Below are 21,985 nucleotides of genomic sequence, written 5' to 3' on the forward strand. Positions count from 1 at the left end.
GGGCCGCCCACCAGCGTCGAGACCATGACGACGACCCAGCCGACCCAGCCGACCCAGCCGACCCAGCCGGGGCCCGGGTCCCTGCCGGCCAGGGAACACCTGTGCCCCAGGCCCACCGACACCGTGCTCGACGTGGTGGTGCCCGTCCACAACGAGGAGACGGACCTCGAACCCTGTGTGCGGCGCCTGCACGCCTACCTCGTCCGCACGTTCCCGTACGGCTTCCGCGTGACCGTCGCCGACAACGCGAGCACCGACCGCACCCCCGAGATCGCCGCCGCCCTTGCCGCGGAACTCCCGGACGTCGCGGTGGTGCGCCTCGAACGCAAGGGCCGCGGCAGGGCGCTGCGCACCGTGTGGACCGGCTCCGACGCGCCCGTGCTCGCCTATATGGACGTCGACCTGTCCACCGACCTCAACGCGCTGCTGCCGCTGGTCGCCCCGCTGATCTCGGGCCACTCCGACCTCGCCATCGGCACCCGCCTCGGCCGCGGCTCCCGGGTGGTGCGCGGCCCCAGGCGCGAGCTGATCTCCCGCGGTTACAACCTGATCCTGCGCGGCTCGCTCGCCGCCCGCTTCTCCGACGCCCAGTGCGGCTTCAAGGCGGTGCGCGCGGACGTCGCGGCCCGGCTGCTGCCGCTCGTCGAGGACGGCGGCTGGTTCTTCGACACCGAGCTGCTGGTGCTCGCCGAGCGCGCCGGGCTGCGCATCCACGAGGTGCCCGTCGACTGGATCGACGACCCGGACAGCACCGTACGGATCTGGCGCACCGCCACCGACGACCTCAAGGGCGTGTGGCGGGTGGGCCGGGCGCTGGCGGGCGGTGCGCTGCCGCTCGAACGTCTTGCCCGCCCCTTCGGCGACGACCCCAGGGACCGGCGGGTGCCCGGGGTGCCCAGGGGCCTGCCCTCCCAACTCGTCGGGTTCTGCGCCGTCGGCGTCCTCAGCACCCTCTTCTACCTCGCCCTCTACTCGCTGTTCAGGCTCGGCACCGGGGCGCAGGCCGCCAACGCCGTGGCCCTGCTGCTCTCCGCCGTCGCCAACACCGCAGCCAACCGGCGGCTCACCTTCGGCGTACGGGGCCGCGACCTCGCGGTGCGCCACCACGCCCAGGGACTCGTGGTGTTCGCCGTCGGCCTCGTCCTCACCAGCGGCTCGCTCGCCGCACTCGGCGCCGCGAGCGGCACACCGTCGCACGGAACGGAGCTGACGGTGCTGGTCGCCGCCAACCTGGCCGCCACCGTGCTGCGGTTCCTGCTGCTGCGCGCCTGGGTGTTCTCCGAGCGCACCCAGGGCTCCCCACCCCAAGACCGCCCCACCGGAGACTAGTTGACCCCCGCCATGTCCACCACGACGCCCCGTGACACCACCACCCCCGCCACGACCCCGTCAGGAGCACCGATGCCCTCCCACCCGTCCGCCGCCAGGCTGCTGCGCGGACACCCCGATGACCCCCGCTGGGCCAGGCCGGCGCTGTTGGCCCTGCTGCTGGTCACCGCCGCGCTCTACCTCTGGGACCTCGGCGCCTCCGGCTACGCCAACCAGTTCTACTCGGCCGCCGCACAGGCGGGCAGCACCAGTTGGAAGGCGTTCCTCTTCGGCTCGCTCGACGGCGGCAACGCCATCACCGTCGACAAGCCAGCCGGGGCGCTGTGGCCCATCGCGCTGTCCGTCCGCCTCTTCGGCCTCGGCCCCTGGGCGGTGCTCGTGCCGCAGGCCCTGATGGGCGTCGCGTCCGTCGGCGTGCTGTACGCGGCCGTACGGCGCCGCTTCGGGGCGGGTGCGGCGCTGCTGGCCGGAGCGTGCTTCGCACTGACTCCGGTGGCCGCCCTGATGTTCCGCTTCAACAACCCGGACGCGCTGCTGTGCCTGCTGATGGTCGCCGCGATCGCCTGTGTGCTGCGGGCGCTTGAGGGCGCGGCCACCAAGTGGCTGGTCGCGGCCGGGGTCTGCTTCGGACTCGCGTTCCTGGTGAAGACCCTCCAGGCATGGCTGATCCTGCCACCGCTCGCCGTCGTCTACGCGGTGTGCGCCCCGACGCCGCTCCGTCGCCGCCTGGTCCAACTGCTGCTCGCCGGACTCGCGATGGTGGTGTCCTGCGGCTGGTGGGTGGCCCTGGTCGAGCTGTGGCCCGCCGGGTCGCGCCCGTACATCGGCGGCTCCCAGCACAACGACTTCCTCGAACTCACCTTCGGCTACAACGGGTTCGGCCGGATCAGCGGCGACGAGGCCGGCAGCGTCGGCGGCGGTGGCGGCGGTGGCCGGGGCGGCGGCGCCTGGGGCGACACCGGGATCACCCGGCTCTTCTCGGCCGACATGGGCGGTCAGATCGCCTGGCTGCTGCCCGCGGCGTTCGTGCTGCTCGTCGCCGGTACCGTCGCCCTGTGGCGGGCCAGGCGCGCCGTCGACGCGCTCGACGCGGCCCGCCGCACCGAGTTCCTGGTCTGGGGCGGCGCGCTGCTGATGACCTTCGGCACCTTCAGCTTCATGTCCGGGATCTTCCACCAGTACTACAACATCGCCCTCGCCCCGTACGCCGCCGCGCTCGTCGGGATGGGCGCCACCGTGCTGTGGCAGCGCCGCGAGCATCTGGCGGCCCGGGCCGCGCTGGCGCTCGCGGTGGCCCTCACCACCTGGTGCGCCTGGGTGCTGCTGGGGCGCTCGCCCGACTGGCTGCCGTGGCTGCGCCCCGCGGTGCTCGCCGCGGGCCTCGTCTCGGTGGTGGGCCTGCTCGTGCCGGTACGCGCCCGGTGGCGGGCGGTGCCGTACGCCGCCGTGCTCGGCGCCTTCGCCGTGCTCGCGGGCCCGGTGGCGTACACCCTCGACACCGTGCACACCCCGCACAGCGGCTCCATCGTGACGGCGGGCCCCACGGTGACCACGGGCTTCGGCGGCCCCGGCGGCGGCTTCCCGGGGCGCGGCGGCGGCACAGGACCTGGCGGCGGCACAGGCCCCGGCGGCCCCCAGGGCCAGGGCGGGGCCGGGGCGCAGGGCGCTCCCGGCGGGCAGGCGGCCACGGGCGGACGGTTCGGCGGCGGCCAGGGCGCGCGCGGCGGCGAGTGGCCGGGCGGCACGGGCGGCGGACCGGGCGGCATGGGCGGCGGCAGGGGCGGTGGCGGCATGGGCGGACTGCTCGACGGCCGCCAGGTCTCCGCGGCGGAGCGCACGGCGCTCACGGCGGACGCAGGAGACTACACCTGGGTCGCCGCCTCGGTCGGCTCGCAGAACGCGGCGAGCATCCAACTCGCCACGGGGCACCCGGTGATGGCGATCGGCGGCTTCAACGGCAGCGACCCGTCACCCACCCTCGCCGAGTTCCGGCAGTACGTCAGGGACGGCCGTATCCACTACTTCCTCGCGGACGGGCGCGGCGGTGGTGGCGAGACCGGCGCGACCGGCGGTCAGGGCGCCCCCGGCGCGGCGAACGGCGGCGGAGGCGGCGGGGGAGGCGGCGGCCCCATGGGCGGCTTCGGGAACAGCGGCACCGCGGCCGAGATCACCACCTGGGTCGAGGCGCACTACACCAAGGTCACCGTCGGCGACACCACCCTCTACGACCTGACCAAGCCCACCTCCTGACACCCCCGCCCCCGTCCCCGGCGCCGCAGGGGACGGCCCCAGGCGCCCCGGCCCGCCACACCCGGCCGGGGCACCGCCCTGTCCGCGACTCCCGCGACTCCCGCGACCCACCGCACCCCCTCGCCGAGCGGCCCGCGGGGGCCTGGTGTGACCCCGCCCTCACCCCACCGGTGCCGGTGCGGGGTCCCGGTAGGGGTCGGTGCGGTGCAGGTTGTCCCGCAGCCGCTCCTGGAGTGCCGCGACCGGCACCTCGTGCACACCCCCGCCGTCCGCGAGCGCGAGGTCGAGGGCGTGCGCGGCGGCGGCGCCGGTCGCGATGCACGGCCCCATCACCCGCACGCTCGACAGCGCGGCGACGTCCCCGTCGACACACCGCCCCGCCGCCAGCAGGTTGTCGGCCTCCGGCGGGACCAGCGCCCCGTACGGGACGTAGTGCACATGGCCGGGCGGCTGCGGCTCCCACAGGGAGGTCTCCCGCTCGTTGTGCAGCTCGACACCCCAGCCGGTGCGGGCGATCGCGTCGTCGGGGCGGCGCCCGGAGCGCACATCGTCCACGGTGAGCTGGGTGCGGCCCCTGATCCACCGGGTCTGGCGCACCCCCAGGAGGCCCATGGTGCGCACCCGGGCGGCGCCGAACGCCTTCGGGAACTCCTCCCTGAGGAACCGCACCGTCTTCTCCGCCTCCGTCCTGCCCTCGTACGCGCTCCTGGCGGCGAGTGCGGGGTCGAGCGGGGTCTCGATGTGCGTCATGTTGAGGACGGCGGTGCTCCGCCCCACGAACAGGTTGGCCAGGCCGTCCTTGCGGACCACCCCGTAGCGGTCGCCCACCGTCCGCAGCCTGTCGAGGAGTTCGGCCGGTGCCGGGTAGAACTCCTCGTCGATGTTCTCCAGCACCACCTTCTGCGACCCGTACACGGGCCCGTCCGCGGGCTCCCTGCATTCGAGGCCCGCGAGCCATGCCACCGTCGCGTCCCCGGTGGCGTCCACATAGCCGCCCGCGCACACCCGCACGTCCCCGTGCCTGGTGGCCGCGTCCAGCGCGGTCAGCCGCCGCCCCTCGCGCTCCACCCCGCGCAGCACCGCGCCGAGCAGCACCGTGATCCCCGACTCGTGCACGGTGCGCTCCACCCACCGGCCGAGCGCCCCCTCGTCGTACATCACGGTGTTGTGCTTGCGGCGCAGCCGCAGGTCCCCCGAGGCGCCGAGCTCGCGCAGGATGTCCTCGGCGATGCCGTACGTGAAGGCGTACGGCTCCGGGTCGTTGGAGAGCAGTCCCGCGAAGGTGCCGATGACGGCGTTCACCGCCTGCCCGCCGAGCCGGGGCAGCCCGTCCACCAGCACCACACGGCGGCCCGACCTCGCCGCCTCCACCGCCGCCGACACCCCGGCGATGCCGGCGCCGACGACACAGACGTCGGCCTCCACGAGCCGCACCGCGTCCCGCTCCGACCTGCGCACCACCCGGGTCGCCGTGATGCTCCTCGTCGCCGCCATGGTCTCCTCTTCTCCTCTCGCCGCCTGCGCCGCCGTCTCCCGCCGGGGCGCCGCCCCGTTCAGGACGCGTCCGGTGTGACGTGCTCCATCAGTTCGGCCACGCCGTCCGCCTCGTCGAGCGCGAACGCCGCCGCCACCGCACGCTCCGCCTTGTCCGCGGGCAGCACCACCGCCGCGTTCACCCGGAACTTCTCCGCCAGCGCCTCGTCGGTGAACTCGTAACCCGGCACCGGGGTGCCGTACGCGTAGTCCGTGCTCTCCCGGTACGTGGCGCCCCGCGCCGCCACCTCGACCGCGCCGATGCTCATCTGCGCGTCCCTCGGCAGCGGCCCCCGGTAGGCCGGGTGCACCTCGTATGTGACCCGGTCCATGAAGGCGCGCACCGACGGGTCGGACAGGGTGGCCGCAGCCTGCCACGCCGGGCCCACCGGCACCCCGTGCGCCGCCACCGAGAAGATGTACGGGATGCTGAACTGGGCGTCGACGGTGTTGGTGACGTCCCTGTTCAGGGAGTTGGGGTGGGCGCCGTAGGGGTGCCCGGTGACCCGGATCGCCTCGATGTCGCCCGGTTTCAGGCCGTGTTCGTCGCGCAGCCGCAGGAACAGGTCGAGCGACGACTGCACGAGACGGCAGCACGGGTACGGCTTGTAGTGCAGCTCGGGGTAGCCCCAGGCGTCGCCGAGGCCGTCGAGCACCGCCTCCGGGTCCCACTTCTCCGAGCCCGAGAACCGCCAGAAGCCGATCTCGCTCTCGAACAGGGTGACATCGCCGGTGTAGCCCATCTCGGCGAGGAACACCGACACCACCGCGCCGGTCGACTGCCAGCCCGCGGTGCCGTACTTGGTCATCGCGGCGGGCGGCTCGCTGTGCGCGAACTTGGCGTTGGTGGGCAGTTGGGCGTGGTGCCCCGCGAGCCCGAGGGCGTGCGCCATGCGCTCCGCGTCGAGGCCGAGCAGCCGCCCTGCCCCCGCCGCTGCGGCGATGTTGAAGCGGGAGAACCCGTACGTCGGCGCCCACCGGTAGTCCAACTCGTCCGGGCGGTCCGGGTGTTGCTCCACCGTCATGATGGGGGAGAGCCCCCGGGAGAGCCGCAGCGCCAGCTCGTGCCCGATCGCGGTGGCCAGGATCAGCTCCCGGCCCGAGGCCCCCACCGCCTCCGCCACGGCGAGGATCGCGGGCAGCACACTGGGGGTCGCGTGGCCGCCGCGCCCGTACAGCGCGCTGTAGTCCATGGCGTTGATCAGCTCACCGTTGGCGAGCGCGGCGCTGGTGGGGGACACCTTGCCGCGCACCCCGATCACGGACGACTCGGGCGCCCCGCCGAGCCGCCGTGAGAGCGCCGTGCACATCCGGCCCTTGGGCACCGACGACGACGCCAGCGCGCACCCCAGCGAGTCGAGCACGGTGCGCCGCGCCTCGCGGACGACGGCCTCCGGCAGGTCCTCGTAGCGCGCCCCGGCGGCGAACGCGGCGAGTTCGGTCAGTGTGTTGCCCACGGTGTCTCCTCGTTCCCGGCCGCCCTCGGGTCCCTTGCCGCGGCGGCAGCCCGGCGCCCTGCGGCGAGTCCTGTGGTGAGGGCGAGCGCGAGCCCGCCGCCGTACCCGTCCCCGAAGGCGCCCCCGATGTCGGCGCCCGCGGCGAACACCCCGCGCACCCCCGCGACCGCGAGCCCGTCGTCGACGCGGAGCCCCGCGCCCGCGTGGGTGATGCTCGCCGTCACCTCGACGGCGTGGAACGGCGGGGTACGCAGCACCCCCGCCACCGCGGCGCGCGCCCCCGCGCCGAGCGGCGGGAGCCCCCACGTGCCGAGCGCGCCCAGCAGTTCGCCGAGGGTGTCGGCGCGCGCGGTGCGCGCGCCGTGCTCGCTCGCGAAGGCGAACCTGTCGGCCGCCCACGAGGCGCCCCCGACCGGCTTCCTGATCAGCGGCGGAGCCGCGTCGATGTCGTGGACGAGGAACCCGCGCCGCTCCGGGGTGCGGGCCAGGGCCCGGTTGAGGTGGTGGTCGTCGGTGCCGACCGGTGCCACCACCGTGCCGTCGGCGCCGAGCAATACCCCCGCGCTGCTGTGGTACTGGGCGGCGAGCGGCGCGGTGACCTCGCCCGGCGGCAGGCCCGCCGGTACCAAATGCCCGTAGATGCCGTCCGCGGTGCCGGCGAGGGTGGCGCCGAGGCCGGTGGCGAGCCGCACCCCGTCCCCGCCGCGCGGCCTGCTCCGCACCGGGAGGCCCACATAGTGGCCGAGGCCCGCGGCCCGCAGCAGGGCCGGGTCCCCGTGGATGCCACCGGAGGCCACCACCACCGCGCCCGCCGCGATCTCGCGTCCCGAGGCGCACACCACCCGCACCCCCGCGCCGTCCCGGGCGAGGCCCGTCACCGGGTCCCCGGTGGTCAGGGCCGCCCGCGCGCGTACGGCGGCGGCGAGCACCGCCACCAACTCGGGCGGCGACACCTGGTGGCTGGTGGCGGCCCCGTACAGGCTCGGGCCGCGCTCCGCGACCGTCACACCCTCCCGGCGCAGCCATGCCACCACCGACCCGAGCCCGCCGGTGACGCGCCGCGCGACGGCGGGGTCGGCGCCGGGACAGCGGGCGAGAAACGTTTCCGCGCTGTCGAAGGTCCACAGCGAGCCGTTCGACAGCGGCGCGGCGCCGCCCGGTTCCGGCGCCCCCTCGACGACCTCGGCTCGCGCCCCCTCGTCGGCCGCCCCGAGCGCGGCGGCGAGCCCCGCGGGCCCCGCGCCGACGACGACCAGGTCAGGCATGGACGTGCGCGGCGAAGAACGCGTCGACCTCGGCGGCGTCCCGCGCGGCGAGGCCCGCGCCGGTCAGCAGGGCGCACAGCCGGTCGGCCTCGGCGCGCTCGGGCTCCGGCATCGGGTCGCGCATCAGCGGCGAGGAGATCTCCCCGGCGAGCCAGGCGGCGACCTTGTAGCGGATGTGCAGGCGCGCGTAGTCGGAGTACACGTACTCGTGCAGCTCCGCGAGCCCGTCGAGCCACAGGTCGGTGGCGGCGGACACCTCGCCCTTGCGCCACAGCTCGATGTGCTCGACCATCGGGTCGAGCGCGTAGCAGAACGAGCCGGAACAGGCCCCGTCCAACTGCCGGTTGGCCAGGTTCTCGTGGTAGCGCACCGCGCTCGACGGCAGCACCGCCACCTGCGGCGCGTGCGCGCGCAGATAGCGGGCGACCCTGCGGTAGCCCTCGTAGGAGTACGTCATCTTCCACCCGGCGACGGTCGGCGCCCGGCCGATGACCGCCCGCACGGTCTCCAGCGGCCAGCCGATGCCGTACGCGGGCGAGCGCGGCCCCGAGGGGTGGATGACGAGCGGCACGTCGCCGACCGCGTCCGCGATCCGCCCGGTGTACTCGCTGACCACCCGGGGGTAGCGCACCGGGTCCCAGGAGGTGGTGATGTCGCCGGAGCCGAACGGCGGCAGCACGAACAGCGCCTGCGCGCCCGCCGCCACGGCCTCCTTCGCGACCTCGACCGCCTCCGCGGTGGTGCGGCCCACCACACCGCCGACCACGGGGCCGAGCCCGGCGCCCACCACCGCCTCCAGGTTGGCCGTCCGCTCCTCGCGGGAGAGCGTGTAGATCTCCCCGGCCTCCGCGTTGATGATCGGGACGAGCGGCACCGACGACCTGGCGGAGGCGTCCGCGAGCCTGCGGGCCATCGCCGTCAGCTCGTCGAGGAGCACCGCCCCGGTCCCGGGGTCGAAGGGGGTCACCAGGGTGGCGTGCAGCGCGTGCGAGGTGTAGCTCGTATGGGTTGTGAAAGTCGTACCAGACATGGTGTTGGCGTCCTCAGCATCCGTGCTCGTGCGGGCCGCGGCGCGCGGTGCGCGCGCCCGCGAAGGGGGTCAGGTCGGGCCGGGTCAGGCGTACTTGACGTCCTCGTTCCAGGCCAGACCGGCCTTCTTGTACGCCTTCTTCAGATACGAGAGGTCGATGGCCGACTCGTATGTCACCTTGGTCTTGCCGGGGATGCCGCCGCCCGCCTCCAGGGCCTTGAGCGCCGGGTCGACGAAGGAGTGCGGCATCCGCAGCAGTCCGCCGAGCTTCGACTCCTGCCCGATGTCCAGCAGCCGGTAGGTGACGTAGTCCCTCATGGTGGGCTTGTCGTACTTGAGGACGGGCTGGAGGAGCTTGACGGTCTTGGCGCCCTGGTGGGACGCGACGTCCTTCTCGATCCAGGACTCGGCCTTGAGCAGCCCCGCCAGGAAGCCGACGGCGCTCTTCTCGTTGTCCTTGAGCCAGTCGGTGCGTGCCACCACGCAGCCGGTGATCTCGATGGGCGCGTCGGCCAGCCCCGCGGTGGTGTCCACCACGTTGACCTTCTTCTCCGCCTTCAGGCCCGCGTAGTCGACGGCGAGCAGCAGCGCCGCGTCCACCTGGCCCTGGTCGAGCGCGCCCTTCATCTGCGGGTACGGCACGGGGACGATCTGCACGTCCTTGGTGCTGAGCCCGACGCCCTTCAGCGCGGCCCGCAGATAGAAGTCGTAGCTGGTGCCGATGCCGGTGACGGCGACCTTCTTGCCGCCGAGGTCCTTCAGGCTCCTGATGCCGGAGGACGCGGGCGCGGTGAGGTAGCCGGCCTGGTGCTCGCCCTGGCCGAAGCCGAGGCTGGCGAGGATCTTGAGGGGGACGCCCTGGGACATCGCGGCGAACGCGGTGGTGGGCGCCGAGTGGCCGAACTGGGCCTTGCGGCCGTTGGTGAGGTCGGTGGCGAGGCCGACGTCGTTGACCTGGTCGACCTTGACGGACACACCGGCGTCGTCCCAGGTCTTGAGCTGCTGGGCGGCCAGGACCGACGCCAGGGGCGAGGTCGAGGCGTAGGCGAAGCGGGCTCCTGTGGAGCTGGAGCCGCCCTTGGACTGTGACGAGCCGCAGCCGGCGAGCGCCAGTATTCCGGCCGCGGAGCCCGCCAGCAGCTCCCGTCGTCCGATCGTCCGCTGTGATTGCACGGGAACTGCCCTTCCGCTGAAGGTGGAGAACGAGGCACACGGTGCGGGGGGATGTGCGCGCGATGCGCGCCGAGGGGGGTGCGGGTGGCGGGCGCGCCCTCGCGCGCGCCGCGGGCGCCGTCAGCGCGCGGAGTCCTGCCAGGCGAGGAGCCGGGCGGAGGCGTAGCTGACGAGCCGGTCGATGACGAAGCCGAGGGCGGCGGTCGCGAGGATGCCCGCGATGACGAGGTCGGGCCGGTAGTTGCGCTGGGAGAAGATGATCAGGTAGCCGAGGCCGTCGTTGGCCGAGATCATCTCGGCGGCCACGACGAGCAGGAACGCCACCCCCGTGGCCACCCTGATGCCGCTGAGGATGTGTGGCAGCGCGGCGAACACGACGACGGTGCGCAGTTGCTGGAGCTTGTTCGCGCCGAGGGTGCGCGCGTTCCACAGCAGCACCCTGCTCACCCCCGTCACCCCCGCGTAGGTGTTGACGACCATCGGGAAGAACGCCCCGAGCACCACCATCACGAGCAGCGAGGTCTGGCCGATGCCGAACACCACGATCAGCAGCGGCAGCAGGGCCAGCTTGGGCATCGGGAACGCGAACGAGATCAGCGGTTCCAGCAGGTGTGCCACCCACTTGGACTCGCCCATCAGCACCCCGATGACCAGGCCGAGGGCGGCGCCGATCAGCAGGCCGAGCACCGCGCGGTAGAGGGTGGCCCCGAGGTCGGACCACATGTCGCCCTGGGTGATGAGCCCGTCCCACAGGGCGGTGCCGACGGCCTTGGGGCCCGGGATGATGGTGGGGTCGAACGCGCCGCCCGCGGAGAGCGCCCACCACAGCAGCAGGACGAGGACGAACGGCGCGAGCCGCAGCCCGGCCGCGCCCAGCCACTTCGCCGGGCGGCGGCCGCGGCGCGCGGGGGTCTTCCCGGGGACGGCGCCGCCGCGGGCGGGCGCGGCCTTCGCGGCGGTGCCCGGGGGCGCCGCAGCCTCGGCGGGGACCGCCTGGGCGCCGGGGGAGTCGGTGGAGTCCGTGGAAGGAGGGGCGTTATTCATCTGCGCCTGCCATCGCATACTGGTTGATCGTTTCCCAGACGGTCTGCCTGGCCTCCTGGAACTCGGCCGAGCCGCGCACCTCGGGGGTGCGCGGGCGGGCGAGCGGCACCCTGACCTCCCTGACGATCCGGCCGGGACCCCCGGCCATGATGAGGATGCGGTCGGCCAGGATGACGGCCTCGTCCACGCCGTGGGTCACGAAGACCACGGTGGTGCGCTGCCGCTCCCAGATGTCGAGCAGCGCGAGCTGCATGGCCTCCCTGGTGAAGGCGTCCAGCGCGCCGAACGGCTCGTCCATCAGGAGCATGCTGGGGTCGCAGGCCAGGGTCTGGGCGATGGCGAGCCGCTGCCGCATACCGCCGGAGAGCGCCTTCGGCAGCCGGTCCTCGAACTTCTCAAGGCCGACCATCCTGATCAGCTCCCTGGCGCGTTCCCTGCGCTCGGCCTTGGTGCCGATGCCCTGCATGTCGAGCCCGTAGGTCACGTTCCTGAGGACGGAACGCCAGGGCAGTACGGCCCCCTCCTGGAAGACCACACCGCGTGCGGGCGAGGGCCCCCTGACGGGCTCGCCGTTCGCGACAATCCGCCCCGACGACGGCGGCACCAGGCCCGCGATCGACATCAGCAGGGTGCTCTTGCCGCAGCCGCTCGGCCCCACGATGCAGACGAACTCACCTTGTCCCACGGTGAAGTTGACATCGTCGAGCGCGACGAAGTCGGCCCCGTCCACATCGAAGCGCCGGCCCACGGAATCGATCGACAACGCGGGCGCCGCGCCGGCGCCCGGCTCGGTACGACTCCGTGCCGCAAGCGAACCCGAAGGTGCCACGTTGCCTCCCTGTCCGGTTTCCATGGCGTCACGAGTGACGCCGGATGTGGCCGGAGCCTAACCATGGGTGCCGCTCAATGGGAATACTGCTCCCAGAAATTCTTTCCTGCGGACTTCGAAGAGGTGATTTCGGCCTTACGCGGTCTTGGTGAGGGTTTCCTCCACCGCGTCCACCGCGTCGAAGAGCATCGGGCGCCAGCGCTTGGCCCTGTCCAGGTCGAAGCGGCTGGCCGGGACGACCACCGCGAGCGCGCCGAGCGGGCTGCCCGTGGGGTCGCGCACCGCGGCGGCCACGGCGCTGATCCCGCTCTCGCTCTCCTCGAAGTTGATCGCGTACCGGTCTCTGCGCACCGCGTCCAGCTCGGTGCGCAGCCGCTCCCTGGACAGTGGTGACGAGGCGGTGAGCGCGGGCAGCTCGTCGTCGGGGAAGCGCAGCGCGAGGTCGCCCTCGGGGAGCGCGGCCAGGATCGCCTTGCCCCCGGCGGTGGAGCTTGCGGGCAGTACGAGCCCGGTACGGTCGGCGACCCGGACCGAGCGGGTGCCCTCAAGACAGGACACGAACCGGACGCTCTGCCCTTCGAGCACGGACAGGCTCACGGTCTCCCCGGTCTGGTCCCGCAGCCGCTCCAGCATCGGCGCCGCCGCCACCCTTATGTCGAGGCGCCGGTTGGCCGCGAGGCCGATCGTGGTGAGGGCGGGGCCGATCCGGTACGCCGCGTTCGCCTTGTCCTGGGCCGCGAACTCGTGGTCCTTGAGGGTCGCGAGGAGGCGGTGCGCGGTCGAGCGGGCGATGCCCAGCTCGGACGCGGCGTCGGCGACCCGCAGGCTGGGGCGGGCGCTGAGCAGCCGCAGGATGCGCAGCGCGTTGACCACGGAGCCGAGTTGGCCGGGGTTCGACTCGCCGGCTTCGGAAGTATTCGACATGCAGGAATTCTAGGAAGCATGTTTTCTTTGTCAAGGGATTGTGGTTACCTGCCCCCGTGGTTACTGCGAACCGAGGGCCCATCATCGTGGTGGGAGCCGGACCTGTGGGAATGACCGCCGCCGCGTCGCTGGCCCACGCGGGCATCGAGACCGTCATCGTCGAGCGGACACCCGAGCCGCAAACCGACTGGCGCGCCTCGACGTTCCACGCAGGGACGCTCCAACTCCTGGAGACGATCGACATCACGCCCGCGATGCTGGCCGAGGGGCTGCGTGTGCCCCGCTACCAGTTCCGCGACAGGCGCGAGGGCCTCATCGCCGAGTTCGACCTGACGGTCCTCGCCGACGAGACCCCGTTTCCCTTCCGGCTCCAGCTCAACCAGCAGCGTCTTGTCGCACTGCTCTGGGACCGCCTGAAATCCGACCCCCGGGTCACCCTGCGCTTCGGCGCCGAGGTGCGGTCGGTGCGCAACACGGGGGAGGACGGCGGGGGAGTCGAGGTCGTGGTACGCACCGCGACCGGCGAGGAGACCCTGAAGGGGGCGTACGCGATCGGCGCCGACGGCGCGGGCAGCACCGTCCGCAAGTCGCTCGGCATGCCCTTCGAGGGGTTCACGTACGAGGAGCGCTTCCTCATCGCCAGCACCCCCTGGGACATGCGGACCTTCCTGCCGGGCATCGCGGAGGTCAACTACATCTCCGACCCGGAGGAGTGGCTGTTCATCCTGCGCACGCCGGACGCCTGGCGGGTGCTCTGGCCGGTGCCCGCCGACGTGGACGACACCGCGGCCCTCTCGGACGGCGAGATACAGCGCCACTTCAGGGGCGTGGCGCAGACGGCCGACGAGTTCCCCATCATCGACACCCAGCTCTACCGGGTGCACCAGCGGGTGGCGGAGTCCTTCCGCGCGGGCCGCGTCATGCTCATCGGCGACGCGGCGCACCTCAACAGCCCGGTCGGCGGCGTGGGCCTCAACAGCGGCATCCACGACGCCTTCGACCTGACCAGGCGGCTGGAGCGCATCCTGCTCGGCGCCGCGGACGAGGACCCGGAACTCGACGCCTTCGCCGAGGTGCGCCGCCAGGTCGCCGTCCAGTACGTGCAGGCCGACACCCAGCGCAACACGGACCGCCTCCGCGAGAAGGACCCGGAGCTGCGCCGCCGCAGCGAGCGCGAGCTGAAGGAGATAGCCGCCACCCCCGCCCGCGCCCGCCAGTGGCTGCGCCGGGTCTCCCTCCTGGAGAGCGTCCAGAAGTACGGCATCGGGCTGCCGCCCGACGAGACCCTGCGGAGGCTGGCGGCGGCGGCCACCTGAGCAGGGGCCGGTGCGTCACCCGAGCAGGGGCCGGTCCTGAGCCTCCCGGGCCCGGGGCCCCCGGGCTCAGGGCTTGGCGGACTCAGGGCTTGGCGAACTCCACGTCGGCCGTCCTGACGGTCCCGGCCGTGCGGCCCGGCGCCTCTTGGTGGGTCCAGTACAGGTTCGTGTGCGCGATGACCTGCTCAGGGGCGGGGGCGCCCCACTCCGACTTGTCCCCCGTGGTGTGCGCGTCGCTCACCAGGGTGGCGTCGTACCCGCGGGCCAGCGCCCCGTGCAGCGTGGAGCGGATGCAGGCGTCGGTCTCGGCGCCCGCGACGAGGAGCGTGCCCACCCCGAGCCCCGCGAGCACGCTCTCCAGCGCGGTGTCCTCGAACGAGTCGCCGTAGTGCTTCCCCACCACCGCCTCGGCCTCCCCCGGGACCAGCTCGGGCACGATGCCCCAGTCCGCGCTCCCCTCCACCAGCCCGGCGTCGGAGTGCCGCACCCACACCACGGGCACCCCCGCCCGCCGTGCCTTGTCCACCAGAGCGGCCACGTTCCCCACCACGGCATCCCGCTGGTACGCCTCGTCGACGACCCCGCTCTGCACATCCACGACCAGCAGCGCGGTGGTGGACCGCCCCTGGAGCGTACTCATACACGACACCTCTCCGCCCTCGACGACTTCTGACCTCTCGCACGCTATATCGGGGGTCTGACAACGGCCCCCGGGCGGGAGGTCAGAGGCTCAGTTCGGTCAGGCCGGGGTGGTCGTCGGGGCGGCGGCCCCAGGGCCAGTGGAAGGCGCGGTCCGATGCGTCGATCGGCAGGTCGTTGATGCTGGCGTGGCGGGCGCGCATCAGGCCGGCCTCGTCGAACTCCCAGTTCTCGTTGCCGTAGGCGCGGTACCAGGTGCCGGAGTCGTCGTGGTACTCGTAGGCGAACCTGACCGCGATCCGGTCGCCCTCGAACGCCCACAGCTCCTTGATCAGCCGGTACTCCAGCTCCCTGCGCCACTTGCGGGTGAGGAAGGCGGCGATCTCGTCGCGCCCGGTCAGGAACTCGGCGCGGTTGCGCCACCGCGAGTCCGGTGTGTACGCGAGGGAGACCCGCTCCGGGTCCCTGGTGTTCCAGGCGTCCTCGGCCATCCGGACCTTGCGCACCGCGCTCTCCCGGTCGAAGGGCGGGAACGGCGGGCGTGCGGGGTCGCTCATGCGTGCTCCAGGGGCGGGGGTACGGGGGTGGGCAGGCAGACGGGGATTGTCGACCGTATGCACTCCGCATCGTAGGAGAATAAGCCTTCTCGGGCAATCATGCCGCACCTCGCCCTCGGCTTCCGCCCGCCCCGCCGGGCTCCCACCGCAACCCCCGTATGCATGCATAGGCCACTGATATAACGGACGTATGGACGCAACGGAGGGCAGGGTCTCGCTGATCACCGGGGGCTCGCGGGGCATCGGGCGGGCGCTCGCGCTGCTGCTCGCCGAGGGCGGCGGCACGGTGGTCGTGGGCTACCGGCGCGACGCCCGGCAGGCGGACCGCACCGTCGCCGCCATCGAGGCGGCCGGGGCGCGCGGCCTCGCGGTCCGCGCCGACCTGGAGACCGAGGAGGGCGTACGTACCCTCTTCGACGCCGTCGCCGAGGAGTGCGGGCGGCTCGACCACTTCGTCTCCAACGCCGCCGCCAGCGCCTTCAAGCACATCCTCGACCTGCGCCCGCACCACCTCGACCGCTCGTACGCGGCCAACGCGCGCCCCTTCGTGCTCGGCGCCCAGGAGGCCGTGCGGCTCATGGACCGCGGCGGCCGTATCGTCGCCCTCACCTCCTACGGCTCCGCCCACGCCTACCCGGTCTACGCCGCGCTCGGCGCGATGAAGGCGGCCGTCGAGGCGTGGGTGCGCTACATGGCGGTGGAGTTCGCCCCGTACGGGATCAACGTGAACGCGGTCAACGGCGGCCTCATCGCCACCGACTCCCTCGACTACTACTACGGGGTCCCCGGCATGCCCGACATCCGCACCGTGCTGGAGCGGACACCCGCGGGCCGCGCGGGTACGGCACGCGAGATGGCCGAAGCAGTAGCGTTTCTGCTGGGGCCGGGTGCCGGTTACATCACCGGTCAGACCCTGGTCGTCGACGGCGGCCTCAGCATCGTCGCGCCGCCGTTCTTCGCCGACGCGGGGCCGGGCCTCGCCCTGCCCCCGCGCCCCCGGCGCGACACCCCGGACGCGCCCGCGCCCGGAAGCTGACCCCTTCCACCCACCCACACCGGCGATGCACAGCAACCGACACGGGGGTCTTCGAGAGGAACCGCGATGGCGGACAACGGACATGTGGTGGTGACGGGCTTCGGTGCCGTCACCCCGCTGGGCAACGACCGGGAGACCACCTGGCAGGGCCTGCTCGCGGGCCGCTCCGGCGTCGGCCCCCTCACCCACTTCGACCCCGAGGGGCTGCCCACCACGATCGCCGCCGAGGTGCGCGGCTTCGACCCCGCCACGCTCTTCGACGAGCCGAAGCGGCTGCGCCGCACCGCGCGCTTCAGCCGGTTCGCGGTGGCCGCGGCCCGGGAGGCCGCCGCCGACGCCGGGCTCGTGGTGGGGGAGGAGGCGGGCGGGGTGGACTCCGCCCGGGTCGCGGTCGTCGTCAACAGCGCGGTGACCGGGATGCCGGAGATCGAGGCCGGGATGGAGCAGATGGCGAGCGACCCGCGCCGTATCAGCCCCTACTTCGTGTCCTCGGTCATCCCCAACATGGCCGCATGCGAGGTCGCGATGGACCTCGGCGCCCACGGCCCCGTCACCGCAGGCGCCCTCGCCTGCGCCAGTGGCATCCAGGCGCTCCTCGACGCCAGGCGGCTGATCCTGGCGGGGGAGGCGGACGTGGTGGTCGCCGGGGGCACCGACGCCGCCATCACCCGGCTGATGTTCTCCGGGCTCGCCACCATGGGCGCCCTGTCCAAGCGCAACGGCGAACCGGAGCGCGCCAGCCGCCCCTTCGACGCCGACCGCGACGGCTTCGTCTTCGGCGAGGGCGCGGTGGTCTGCGTCATGGAGTCCGCCGCACACGCCGCCGCGCGCGGCGCCCGCCCCTACGCCGAGGTCGCCGGGGGCACCCTGACCTGCGACGCCTTCCATGTCTCCGCGCCCGAGCCGAGCGGCAGGTACATCGTCGCCGCCATGCGCGGCGCACTGCGCGCCTCCGACACCGCGCCGGGCGACATCGACTACGTGTGCGCCCACGGCACCGCGACCCGTATCAACGACGTCACCGAGACCCGCGCGCTGCGCGAGACCTACGGGCCGCACGCCGACGAGCTGGTGGTCAGCTCCCCGAAGTCCATGACGGGCCACCTCATCGGGGCCGCGGGGGCGCTCTCCGCGATGGTGTGCGCGCTCGCCATCAGGGACGGCGTGGTGCCGCCCACCACCAACCTCGACACCCCGGGCGAGGGCTGTGACCTCGACTACGCCGCGGGCGGCGCGGTCCGCCGGGATGTGCGCGCCGCCGCCGTCGACGCCTTCGGCTTCGGCGGCCAGAACGTCGTCGCCGTGCTGCGCCGCACCTGAAACCCCCGAACCCGGCCCGCGCCGCCACCCCGGCGGGAGCCGCACCCCACCGGCAAGCCCAGGACAAAGGACCCCCACCCCGTGAGGAATCAGCCGAACACACCGCAGCAGCAGGACCCCGCCCCCGAGACCTACGACCCCACCGCCTTCCGCGAGGTCTTCGAGCGGCACTTCACCTACTGGGCGGGCTTCGCCCGCAACACCCACCGCCACGCCCGCGCCACCGCGATGACCGACCCCGCGAGCCGGCGCGCCTGGACCTACGCACAGCTCGGCGAGGAGGTCGAACGGCTCGCCGCGGGTCTCGCCGCCGCCGGTGTCGGACCGGGCGACCTGGTGGTCCACCAGCTCCTCAACACCCCCGAGTTCGCGCTGTGCTACCTCGCCACCCAGCGCCTCGGCGCCATCGGGTCCCCCGCCAACTTCCGGCTCGCGCCCGGCGAGAGCGCACACATCCTCGACACCGGCCGCCCGGCCGCGTACGTCTACGACACCGCGCTCGCCGAGCCCACCGCCCAGGCGCTCGCGCTCGCCCGGCACCGCCCCGCGCTGCTCGTCCATGTCACGGCGCCCGAGGGCGGCGGCCGCCCGCTGCCCGGCTCCGTCGCCTTCGACGACCTCCTCGCCTCGGGCGCCAGGGCGCCCGCACCGCCGCAGCCCGCGGCCGGTCTTTACGGCGAGACCACCCGGCTGTACACCTCGGGCACCACCGGGCTGCCCAAGGGGGTGCCGCTGAACAACGCCACCGAGGTGCTGACCGCACACGACGTGATCATGCACTTCCCGCTGGCGCCGGGGGACCGCACCCTCAACATGACCCCGTGGTTCCACCGCGGCGGCCTCTACGCGGGCGGCCCCAACCCCGCCTTCTACGTGGGTGCCGAGGTGCTGCCGCTGCGCCACTTCGACGCGGACACGGTGCTCGACCTCGTCCAGGAGCACCGCCTGACGTACCTGATCGGCGCCCCCACCAATATGAAGCTGCTCGCGGACGCCCAGGAGGCCGTCCCCCGCGACCTCGCCTCGCTGCGCGGCATCGTCACCATGGGCGCCCCGCTGGAGCGCCGCGCCTGCCTGCGCTACCAGGACGTGCTCACCGAGCGGATCTTCAACGGGTACGGCACCACCGAGGCGTTCTGGAACACCTTCCTGCGCCCCGCCGACCTGCCGGAGCACGCCGGCACCGCGGGCCGCGCCTGCACCGACGACGACGTCGCCGTCGTCCGGGTCCACGAGGGCCGCAGGGCCGCCCCCGACGACCTCGCCGCCAAGGACGGCACCGAGGTCGGCGAGGTCATCGTCCGCTCGCCCAAGGCCGGGTACGCCTACACCGCGCGCCCCGGGGAGCAGGCGGAGAACTTCCGCGACGGCTGGCTCTACATCGGGGACCTGGCCACCTGGGACGAGGACGAGTACGTCACCGTCGTCGGCCGCCGCGACGACATGGTGATCTCCGGTGGCGAGAACGTCCACCCCGTCCAGGTGGAGGAGGTGCTGAACGAGCACCCGGGCGTCGCCGATTCCGCCGTCGTCGGCGCCCCCGACCCCCGCTGGGGCCAGGTCGTCACCGCGTACGTAGTCCGCGCCGACCCGGAGCTGACCGCCGCCGACTGCGAGAAGCACTGCCGCACCCACCCCATGCTCGCCCCCTACAAGCGGCCGCGCGCCTACTGCTTCGTCGACTCCCTGCCCACCACGGCCACCGGCAAGAAGATGCACTACGTGCTGCGGGAGCGGGTGGTGCGCGACGGCGAGCGCGGGCTGCTGACGCGGGTCTGACCGGCCGCACGGTGCGTCGCGCACCGACCCGCACGGTGCGTCGCGCCCCGCCGCACGACGGGCCTGTGCCACCGTGGCCACCGGCCGCCCGGGCCCCGGGCGGTGTCGCCGTGTACCGGCCCGTACGGCGGGCCGCATACCGAGAGGAGAGGTCGATGGCGGGTGGCGTGTTGTCGGAGAAGATCGCGCGGAGGGTGGACGAGGAGCGGATGTTCGCCGGGGTGGCCACGGTGCTGCCGGACGGCACCCCGCACCTCGCGGTCGTCTGGATCGCCAGGGACGGCGACGACCTGGTCTTCGCCACCGCGGCGGGCAGCCGCAAGGAGCGCGATCTGCGCCGCGACCCCCGGGTCACCGTGCTGCTGAACCCGCACTCGGCCCCGTACACCTACGCCGAGGTGCGCGGCACCGCCACCGTGCAGGAGGAGGGCGGCGCCGAGCTGCTCGACCGGCTGTCCGTGAAGTACGAGGGCAAGCCGTACCGGGAGTTCTCCGGGACCGGCACGGACGGCGCCGTCCTGGTGCGGGTGACACCGCGGAAGGTCGTCGACATGCTCTGACCGCAGGGCACCGGCACCGCCCGGGGCGCCCCGCGCGGTCCCACGCCGCGGGCCCCGGGCGCGGGCCACCGGGGCGGGCTCGGCACGGGCCCGGCGGGCCGCCGTCGCCCGGCGCGGGTCAGAGCACGCCGCGCTCGTGCGCCGCCTCGATCGCCGACAGGGTCGAGCGCAGGTGTTGCAGCGTCAGCTCCTCCACGGCGTCGATCTCCCCCGCGCGGTAGAGCCGTACCAGGTCGGCGTGCTCGGAGTTGGCCTCGGGCACCTGCTCGGGCCTGGCACGCAGCGACAGGCTCACATAGGGGGACGCGCTGTCGCGGAGGTTCGCGAGGATACCGGCGAGCTTGCTGCCCTGGTCGGGCTCCCCGAACACCGCGTGGAACTCGCGGTTGAGGTCCACCCACGCCGACATATGGGACTCCCGCTGCATCCGCAGCGCCAGATCCTCCGCGTGGTCGAGCTGGTCGGGCGTGATGCGCTCCGCGACCCTGCGCACCATCAGCGGCTCAAGCGTGATGCGCAACTGGTAGATCTCGCGCACCTCGTCGATGTCGAGCCGCCGCACCACGGCCCCCCGGTGGGGGTCCATCACGACGAGCCCCTCGACGGAGAGGTCGCGCAGCGCCTCCCGCAGCGGGGTGGTGCTGATGTTCAGCTCGGCGGCCAGCTCCGTCTGCACGAGCCGGGTGCCGCCCGCCAGCGTGCCGTCCAGGATGGCGGTACGGAGCGTGGCCAGCGCGTACTCGTGTGCCGTTCTGGCCCGTCCGGCCGCCGCCAGCCTGCCGACCGTCACCGTTGCCTCCAATTACCGGGATCGATGTCGTCCGCACTCAGCTTAGAGCGCTCCGCCCCCGGGACCCGACCGAGTGGCGAAGCCGGCGCGCACCGCGTCCGCGTCGGCGCCCGACGCGAGGAGCGCCCACAGCAGCAGCCGCGCCTTGCGGCCGTCGAGCCAGCCCGCGGGGACGGCGCCCCGCCTGATCAGGTCCTGCTCCGAGCCGGTGAAGCCGTAGGTGTCACGGAACACGGCCCCGGCGCCGGTACGGGTGGCGAAGACCACCGGGACCCGCTCGACCGTCTTCGACACCGCGGCCGCGAGGTCGGCGGAGACGTGCCCCGCGCCGAACGCCGACACGACCACCCCGTCGAACCCCGCCGACGAGGCGAGACCGAGGAGTTCGCCGTCGTCCCCGAGGAAGGTCTCCAGCAGCGCGACCCGCGGCACCGGTCCTTCGGACGCGGCGGGCGGCGCGAGCGGTGCGGGCCTGGGCGCCGCGGGGCGGCTGCCGTACGCGAGGGCCCGTTCGTGGACCCGGGCCAGCGGTCCGAACGGCACGGAGGCGAACGCGCCGGGCGCGGCGCTGTCCTGCTTGCGCACCCGGGCTGCCGCGTGCACCTCGTCACCCAGGGTGACGAGCACCCCGAGGCCGCGGGAGCGCGGGTCGGCCGCGGTGAGCGCGGCGGCCAGCAGGTTCGCGGGCCCGTCGGCGCCCGGGTGCTGCGGGGGGCGCATCGCCCCGGCGACCACCAGCGGCTCGGGCCTGTCCCAGTACAGGTCGAGGAAGTACGCGGTCTCCTCCAGCGTGTCGGTCCCCTGGACCAGCACGGCGCCCGAGGCGCCCTCCGCCACGGTGCGCCGCGCCCAGGCGAGGGCCGCGAGCAGGTCGGGGAAGCCGAGGGAGGCGCCCGGCTTGGTGAACAACGTCTCGGCCCGTATGGAGGCGACGTCCGCCAGCTCCGGCACGGAGGCGGTCAGATCGTCGGCGGTGAGCGAGGGCGTGACCCCGGGGGCCCGGGCCGTGCCCGCCGTGCCGGCCCCCGGAGGTCCCGCGGTCATGGTGATCGTCCCGCCGAGGGAGGCGACGGCGACGACGGGCTGCGCGACGGGCGTACCGGCCTTGGGCATGGTGCTCACTCTCAGTTATTTGACAGTCAATAGTTTGCATT

At 73.7% G+C, this 21,985-nt stretch carries 19 protein-coding genes; 7 read left to right on the forward strand and 12 right to left on the reverse strand.

Annotation, left to right across the window (positions count from 1 at the left end; all coding sequences use genetic code 11):
• Positions 1-24: 24 nt before the first annotated feature.
• Together ACIBIW_RS31775 and ACIBIW_RS31780 are read left to right on the forward strand one after the other, a co-directional pair.
• Positions 25-1,329 carry a glycosyltransferase gene (locus ACIBIW_RS31775; protein ID WP_399341151.1) on the forward strand — a complete coding sequence of 435 codons (1,305 nt, stop codon included), beginning with the start codon at positions 25-27 and terminating at the stop codon, positions 1,327-1,329.
• A 12-nt stretch (positions 1,330-1,341) separates the two neighbouring features.
• Positions 1,342-3,579, forward strand: a complete 2,238-nt coding sequence (locus ACIBIW_RS31780) for an ArnT family glycosyltransferase (protein ID WP_399341152.1) — start codon at positions 1,342-1,344, stop codon at positions 3,577-3,579.
• Between the two features lie 159 nt (positions 3,580-3,738).
• Here the strand turns inward: ACIBIW_RS31780 and ACIBIW_RS31785 are convergent, their stop codons facing one another.
• The 8 genes from ACIBIW_RS31785 to ACIBIW_RS31820 form a co-directional block, all read right to left on the reverse strand.
• Positions 3,739-5,073, reverse strand: coding sequence for an FAD-dependent oxidoreductase (locus ACIBIW_RS31785; RefSeq protein WP_399341154.1), 1,335 nt, complete (start codon positions 5,071-5,073; stop codon positions 3,739-3,741).
• Between the two features lie 59 nt (positions 5,074-5,132).
• A complete protein-coding gene (locus ACIBIW_RS31790) occupies positions 5,133-6,569 on the reverse strand; it encodes an MmgE/PrpD family protein (protein ID WP_399341156.1) in 1,437 nt (478 codons plus the stop codon).
• A complete protein-coding gene (locus ACIBIW_RS31795; protein WP_399341158.1) occupies positions 6,554-7,834 on the reverse strand; it encodes an FAD-binding protein in 1,281 nt (426 codons plus the stop codon). The genes ACIBIW_RS31790 and ACIBIW_RS31795 overlap by 16 nt, the downstream gene beginning before the upstream one ends.
• Positions 7,827-8,864, reverse strand: a complete 1,038-nt coding sequence (locus tag ACIBIW_RS31800; RefSeq protein ID WP_399341160.1) for a dihydrodipicolinate synthase family protein — start codon at positions 8,862-8,864, stop codon at positions 7,827-7,829. The genes ACIBIW_RS31795 and ACIBIW_RS31800 overlap by 8 nt, the downstream gene beginning before the upstream one ends.
• An 84-nt stretch (positions 8,865-8,948) precedes the next feature.
• Positions 8,949-10,037, reverse strand: a complete 1,089-nt coding sequence (locus ACIBIW_RS31805) for an ABC transporter substrate-binding protein (RefSeq protein WP_399341162.1) — start codon at positions 10,035-10,037, stop codon at positions 8,949-8,951.
• A 120-nt stretch (positions 10,038-10,157) separates the two neighbouring features.
• Positions 10,158-11,081: an ABC transporter permease gene (locus tag ACIBIW_RS31810; RefSeq protein WP_399341163.1), complete on the reverse strand. Its 924-nt coding sequence runs from the start codon at positions 11,079-11,081 to the stop codon at positions 10,158-10,160.
• A complete protein-coding gene (locus ACIBIW_RS31815) occupies positions 11,074-11,910 on the reverse strand; it encodes an ABC transporter ATP-binding protein (RefSeq protein WP_399341165.1) in 837 nt (278 codons plus the stop codon). Before ACIBIW_RS31815 ends, ACIBIW_RS31810 begins: the two co-directional genes overlap by 8 nt.
• A 135-nt stretch (positions 11,911-12,045) precedes the next feature.
• The gene (locus tag ACIBIW_RS31820) at positions 12,046-12,834 is read right to left on the reverse strand and encodes an IclR family transcriptional regulator (RefSeq protein ID WP_399341167.1); all 789 of its coding nucleotides are present in this window, start codon (positions 12,832-12,834) and stop codon (positions 12,046-12,048) included.
• Positions 12,835-12,923: 89 nt separating this feature from the next.
• On the opposite strand from ACIBIW_RS31820, the gene ACIBIW_RS31825 reads away from it, so the two are divergent.
• On the forward strand, positions 12,924-14,150 hold the full coding sequence (locus ACIBIW_RS31825) for an FAD-dependent oxidoreductase (protein ID WP_399341169.1): 1,227 nt from the start codon (positions 12,924-12,926) through the stop codon (positions 14,148-14,150).
• An 82-nt stretch (positions 14,151-14,232) separates the two neighbouring features.
• Here ACIBIW_RS31825 and ACIBIW_RS31830 read toward each other — a convergent pair whose 3' ends face one another.
• Together ACIBIW_RS31830 and ACIBIW_RS31835 are read right to left on the reverse strand one after the other, a co-directional pair.
• Complete coding sequence (locus ACIBIW_RS31830; protein WP_399341171.1) at positions 14,233-14,790, reverse strand: isochorismatase family protein; 558 nt, start codon at positions 14,788-14,790, stop codon at positions 14,233-14,235.
• An 82-nt stretch (positions 14,791-14,872) separates the two neighbouring features.
• Positions 14,873-15,346, reverse strand: coding sequence for a DUF1348 family protein (locus ACIBIW_RS31835; protein ID WP_399341172.1), 474 nt, complete (start codon positions 15,344-15,346; stop codon positions 14,873-14,875).
• Between the two features lie 190 nt (positions 15,347-15,536).
• Here ACIBIW_RS31835 and ACIBIW_RS31840 point away from each other — a divergent pair, with 190 nt between their 5' ends.
• The 4 genes from ACIBIW_RS31840 to ACIBIW_RS31855 all read left to right on the forward strand — a co-directional run bounded on the left by ACIBIW_RS31840 (position 15,537) and on the right by ACIBIW_RS31855 (position 20,041).
• Positions 15,537-16,382 carry an SDR family oxidoreductase gene (locus ACIBIW_RS31840; RefSeq protein WP_399341173.1) on the forward strand — a complete coding sequence of 282 codons (846 nt, stop codon included), beginning with the start codon at positions 15,537-15,539 and terminating at the stop codon, positions 16,380-16,382.
• A 66-nt stretch (positions 16,383-16,448) separates the two neighbouring features.
• Positions 16,449-17,702, forward strand: a complete 1,254-nt coding sequence (locus tag ACIBIW_RS31845; RefSeq protein ID WP_399341176.1) for a beta-ketoacyl-[acyl-carrier-protein] synthase family protein — start codon at positions 16,449-16,451, stop codon at positions 17,700-17,702.
• 81 nt (positions 17,703-17,783) lie between these two features.
• Complete coding sequence (locus ACIBIW_RS31850; RefSeq protein ID WP_399341178.1) at positions 17,784-19,481, forward strand: class I adenylate-forming enzyme family protein; 1,698 nt, start codon at positions 17,784-17,786, stop codon at positions 19,479-19,481.
• A gap of 155 nt (positions 19,482-19,636) precedes the next feature.
• Entirely contained in the window at positions 19,637-20,041 is a 405-nt protein-coding gene (locus ACIBIW_RS31855) for a PPOX class F420-dependent oxidoreductase (RefSeq protein ID WP_399341181.1), read from the forward strand.
• Positions 20,042-20,159: 118 nt separating this feature from the next.
• On the opposite strand, the gene ACIBIW_RS31860 is transcribed toward ACIBIW_RS31855, so the two are convergent.
• Together ACIBIW_RS31860 and ACIBIW_RS31865 are read right to left on the reverse strand one after the other, a co-directional pair.
• Positions 20,160-20,831, reverse strand: coding sequence for a GntR family transcriptional regulator (locus ACIBIW_RS31860; RefSeq protein WP_399341183.1), 672 nt, complete (start codon positions 20,829-20,831; stop codon positions 20,160-20,162).
• 42 nt (positions 20,832-20,873) lie between these two features.
• Positions 20,874-21,944, reverse strand: coding sequence for an asparaginase (locus ACIBIW_RS31865; RefSeq protein ID WP_399341185.1), 1,071 nt, complete (start codon positions 21,942-21,944; stop codon positions 20,874-20,876).
• Positions 21,945-21,985: the final 41 nt, after the last annotated feature.

The organism is Streptomyces sp. NPDC050560 (assembly GCF_044457285.1).
Taxonomy (GTDB): Bacteria; Actinomycetota; Actinomycetes; order Streptomycetales; family Streptomycetaceae; genus Streptomyces.

Excerpts from the sequence above, each read along its gene's own strand:
- ACIBIW_RS31775 (WP_399341151.1), top strand. The coding sequence starts at position 25 with ATGACGACGACCCAGCCGACCCAGCCGACCCAGCCGACCCAGCCGGGG.
- ACIBIW_RS31780 (WP_399341152.1), top strand. The coding sequence starts at position 1,342 with ATGTCCACCACGACGCCCCGTGACACCACCACCCCCGCCACGACCCCG.
- ACIBIW_RS31785 (WP_399341154.1), bottom strand. The coding sequence starts at position 5,073 with ATGGCGGCGACGAGGAGCATCACGGCGACCCGGGTGGTGCGCAGGTCG.
- ACIBIW_RS31795 (WP_399341158.1), bottom strand. The coding sequence starts at position 7,834 with ATGCCTGACCTGGTCGTCGTCGGCGCGGGGCCCGCGGGGCTCGCCGCC.
- ACIBIW_RS31800 (WP_399341160.1), bottom strand. The coding sequence starts at position 8,864 with ATGTCTGGTACGACTTTCACAACCCATACGAGCTACACCTCGCACGCG.
- ACIBIW_RS31810 (WP_399341163.1), bottom strand. The coding sequence starts at position 11,081 with ATGAATAACGCCCCTCCTTCCACGGACTCCACCGACTCCCCCGGCGCC.
- ACIBIW_RS31820 (WP_399341167.1), bottom strand. The coding sequence starts at position 12,834 with ATGTCGAATACTTCCGAAGCCGGCGAGTCGAACCCCGGCCAACTCGGC.
- ACIBIW_RS31830 (WP_399341171.1), bottom strand. The coding sequence starts at position 14,790 with ATGAGTACGCTCCAGGGGCGGTCCACCACCGCGCTGCTGGTCGTGGAT.
- ACIBIW_RS31835 (WP_399341172.1), bottom strand. The coding sequence starts at position 15,346 with ATGAGCGACCCCGCACGCCCGCCGTTCCCGCCCTTCGACCGGGAGAGC.
- ACIBIW_RS31840 (WP_399341173.1), top strand. The coding sequence starts at position 15,537 with ATGGACGCAACGGAGGGCAGGGTCTCGCTGATCACCGGGGGCTCGCGG.
- ACIBIW_RS31845 (WP_399341176.1), top strand. The coding sequence starts at position 16,449 with ATGGCGGACAACGGACATGTGGTGGTGACGGGCTTCGGTGCCGTCACC.
- ACIBIW_RS31855 (WP_399341181.1), top strand. The coding sequence starts at position 19,637 with ATGGCGGGTGGCGTGTTGTCGGAGAAGATCGCGCGGAGGGTGGACGAG.
- ACIBIW_RS31865 (WP_399341185.1), bottom strand. The coding sequence starts at position 21,944 with ATGCCCAAGGCCGGTACGCCCGTCGCGCAGCCCGTCGTCGCCGTCGCC.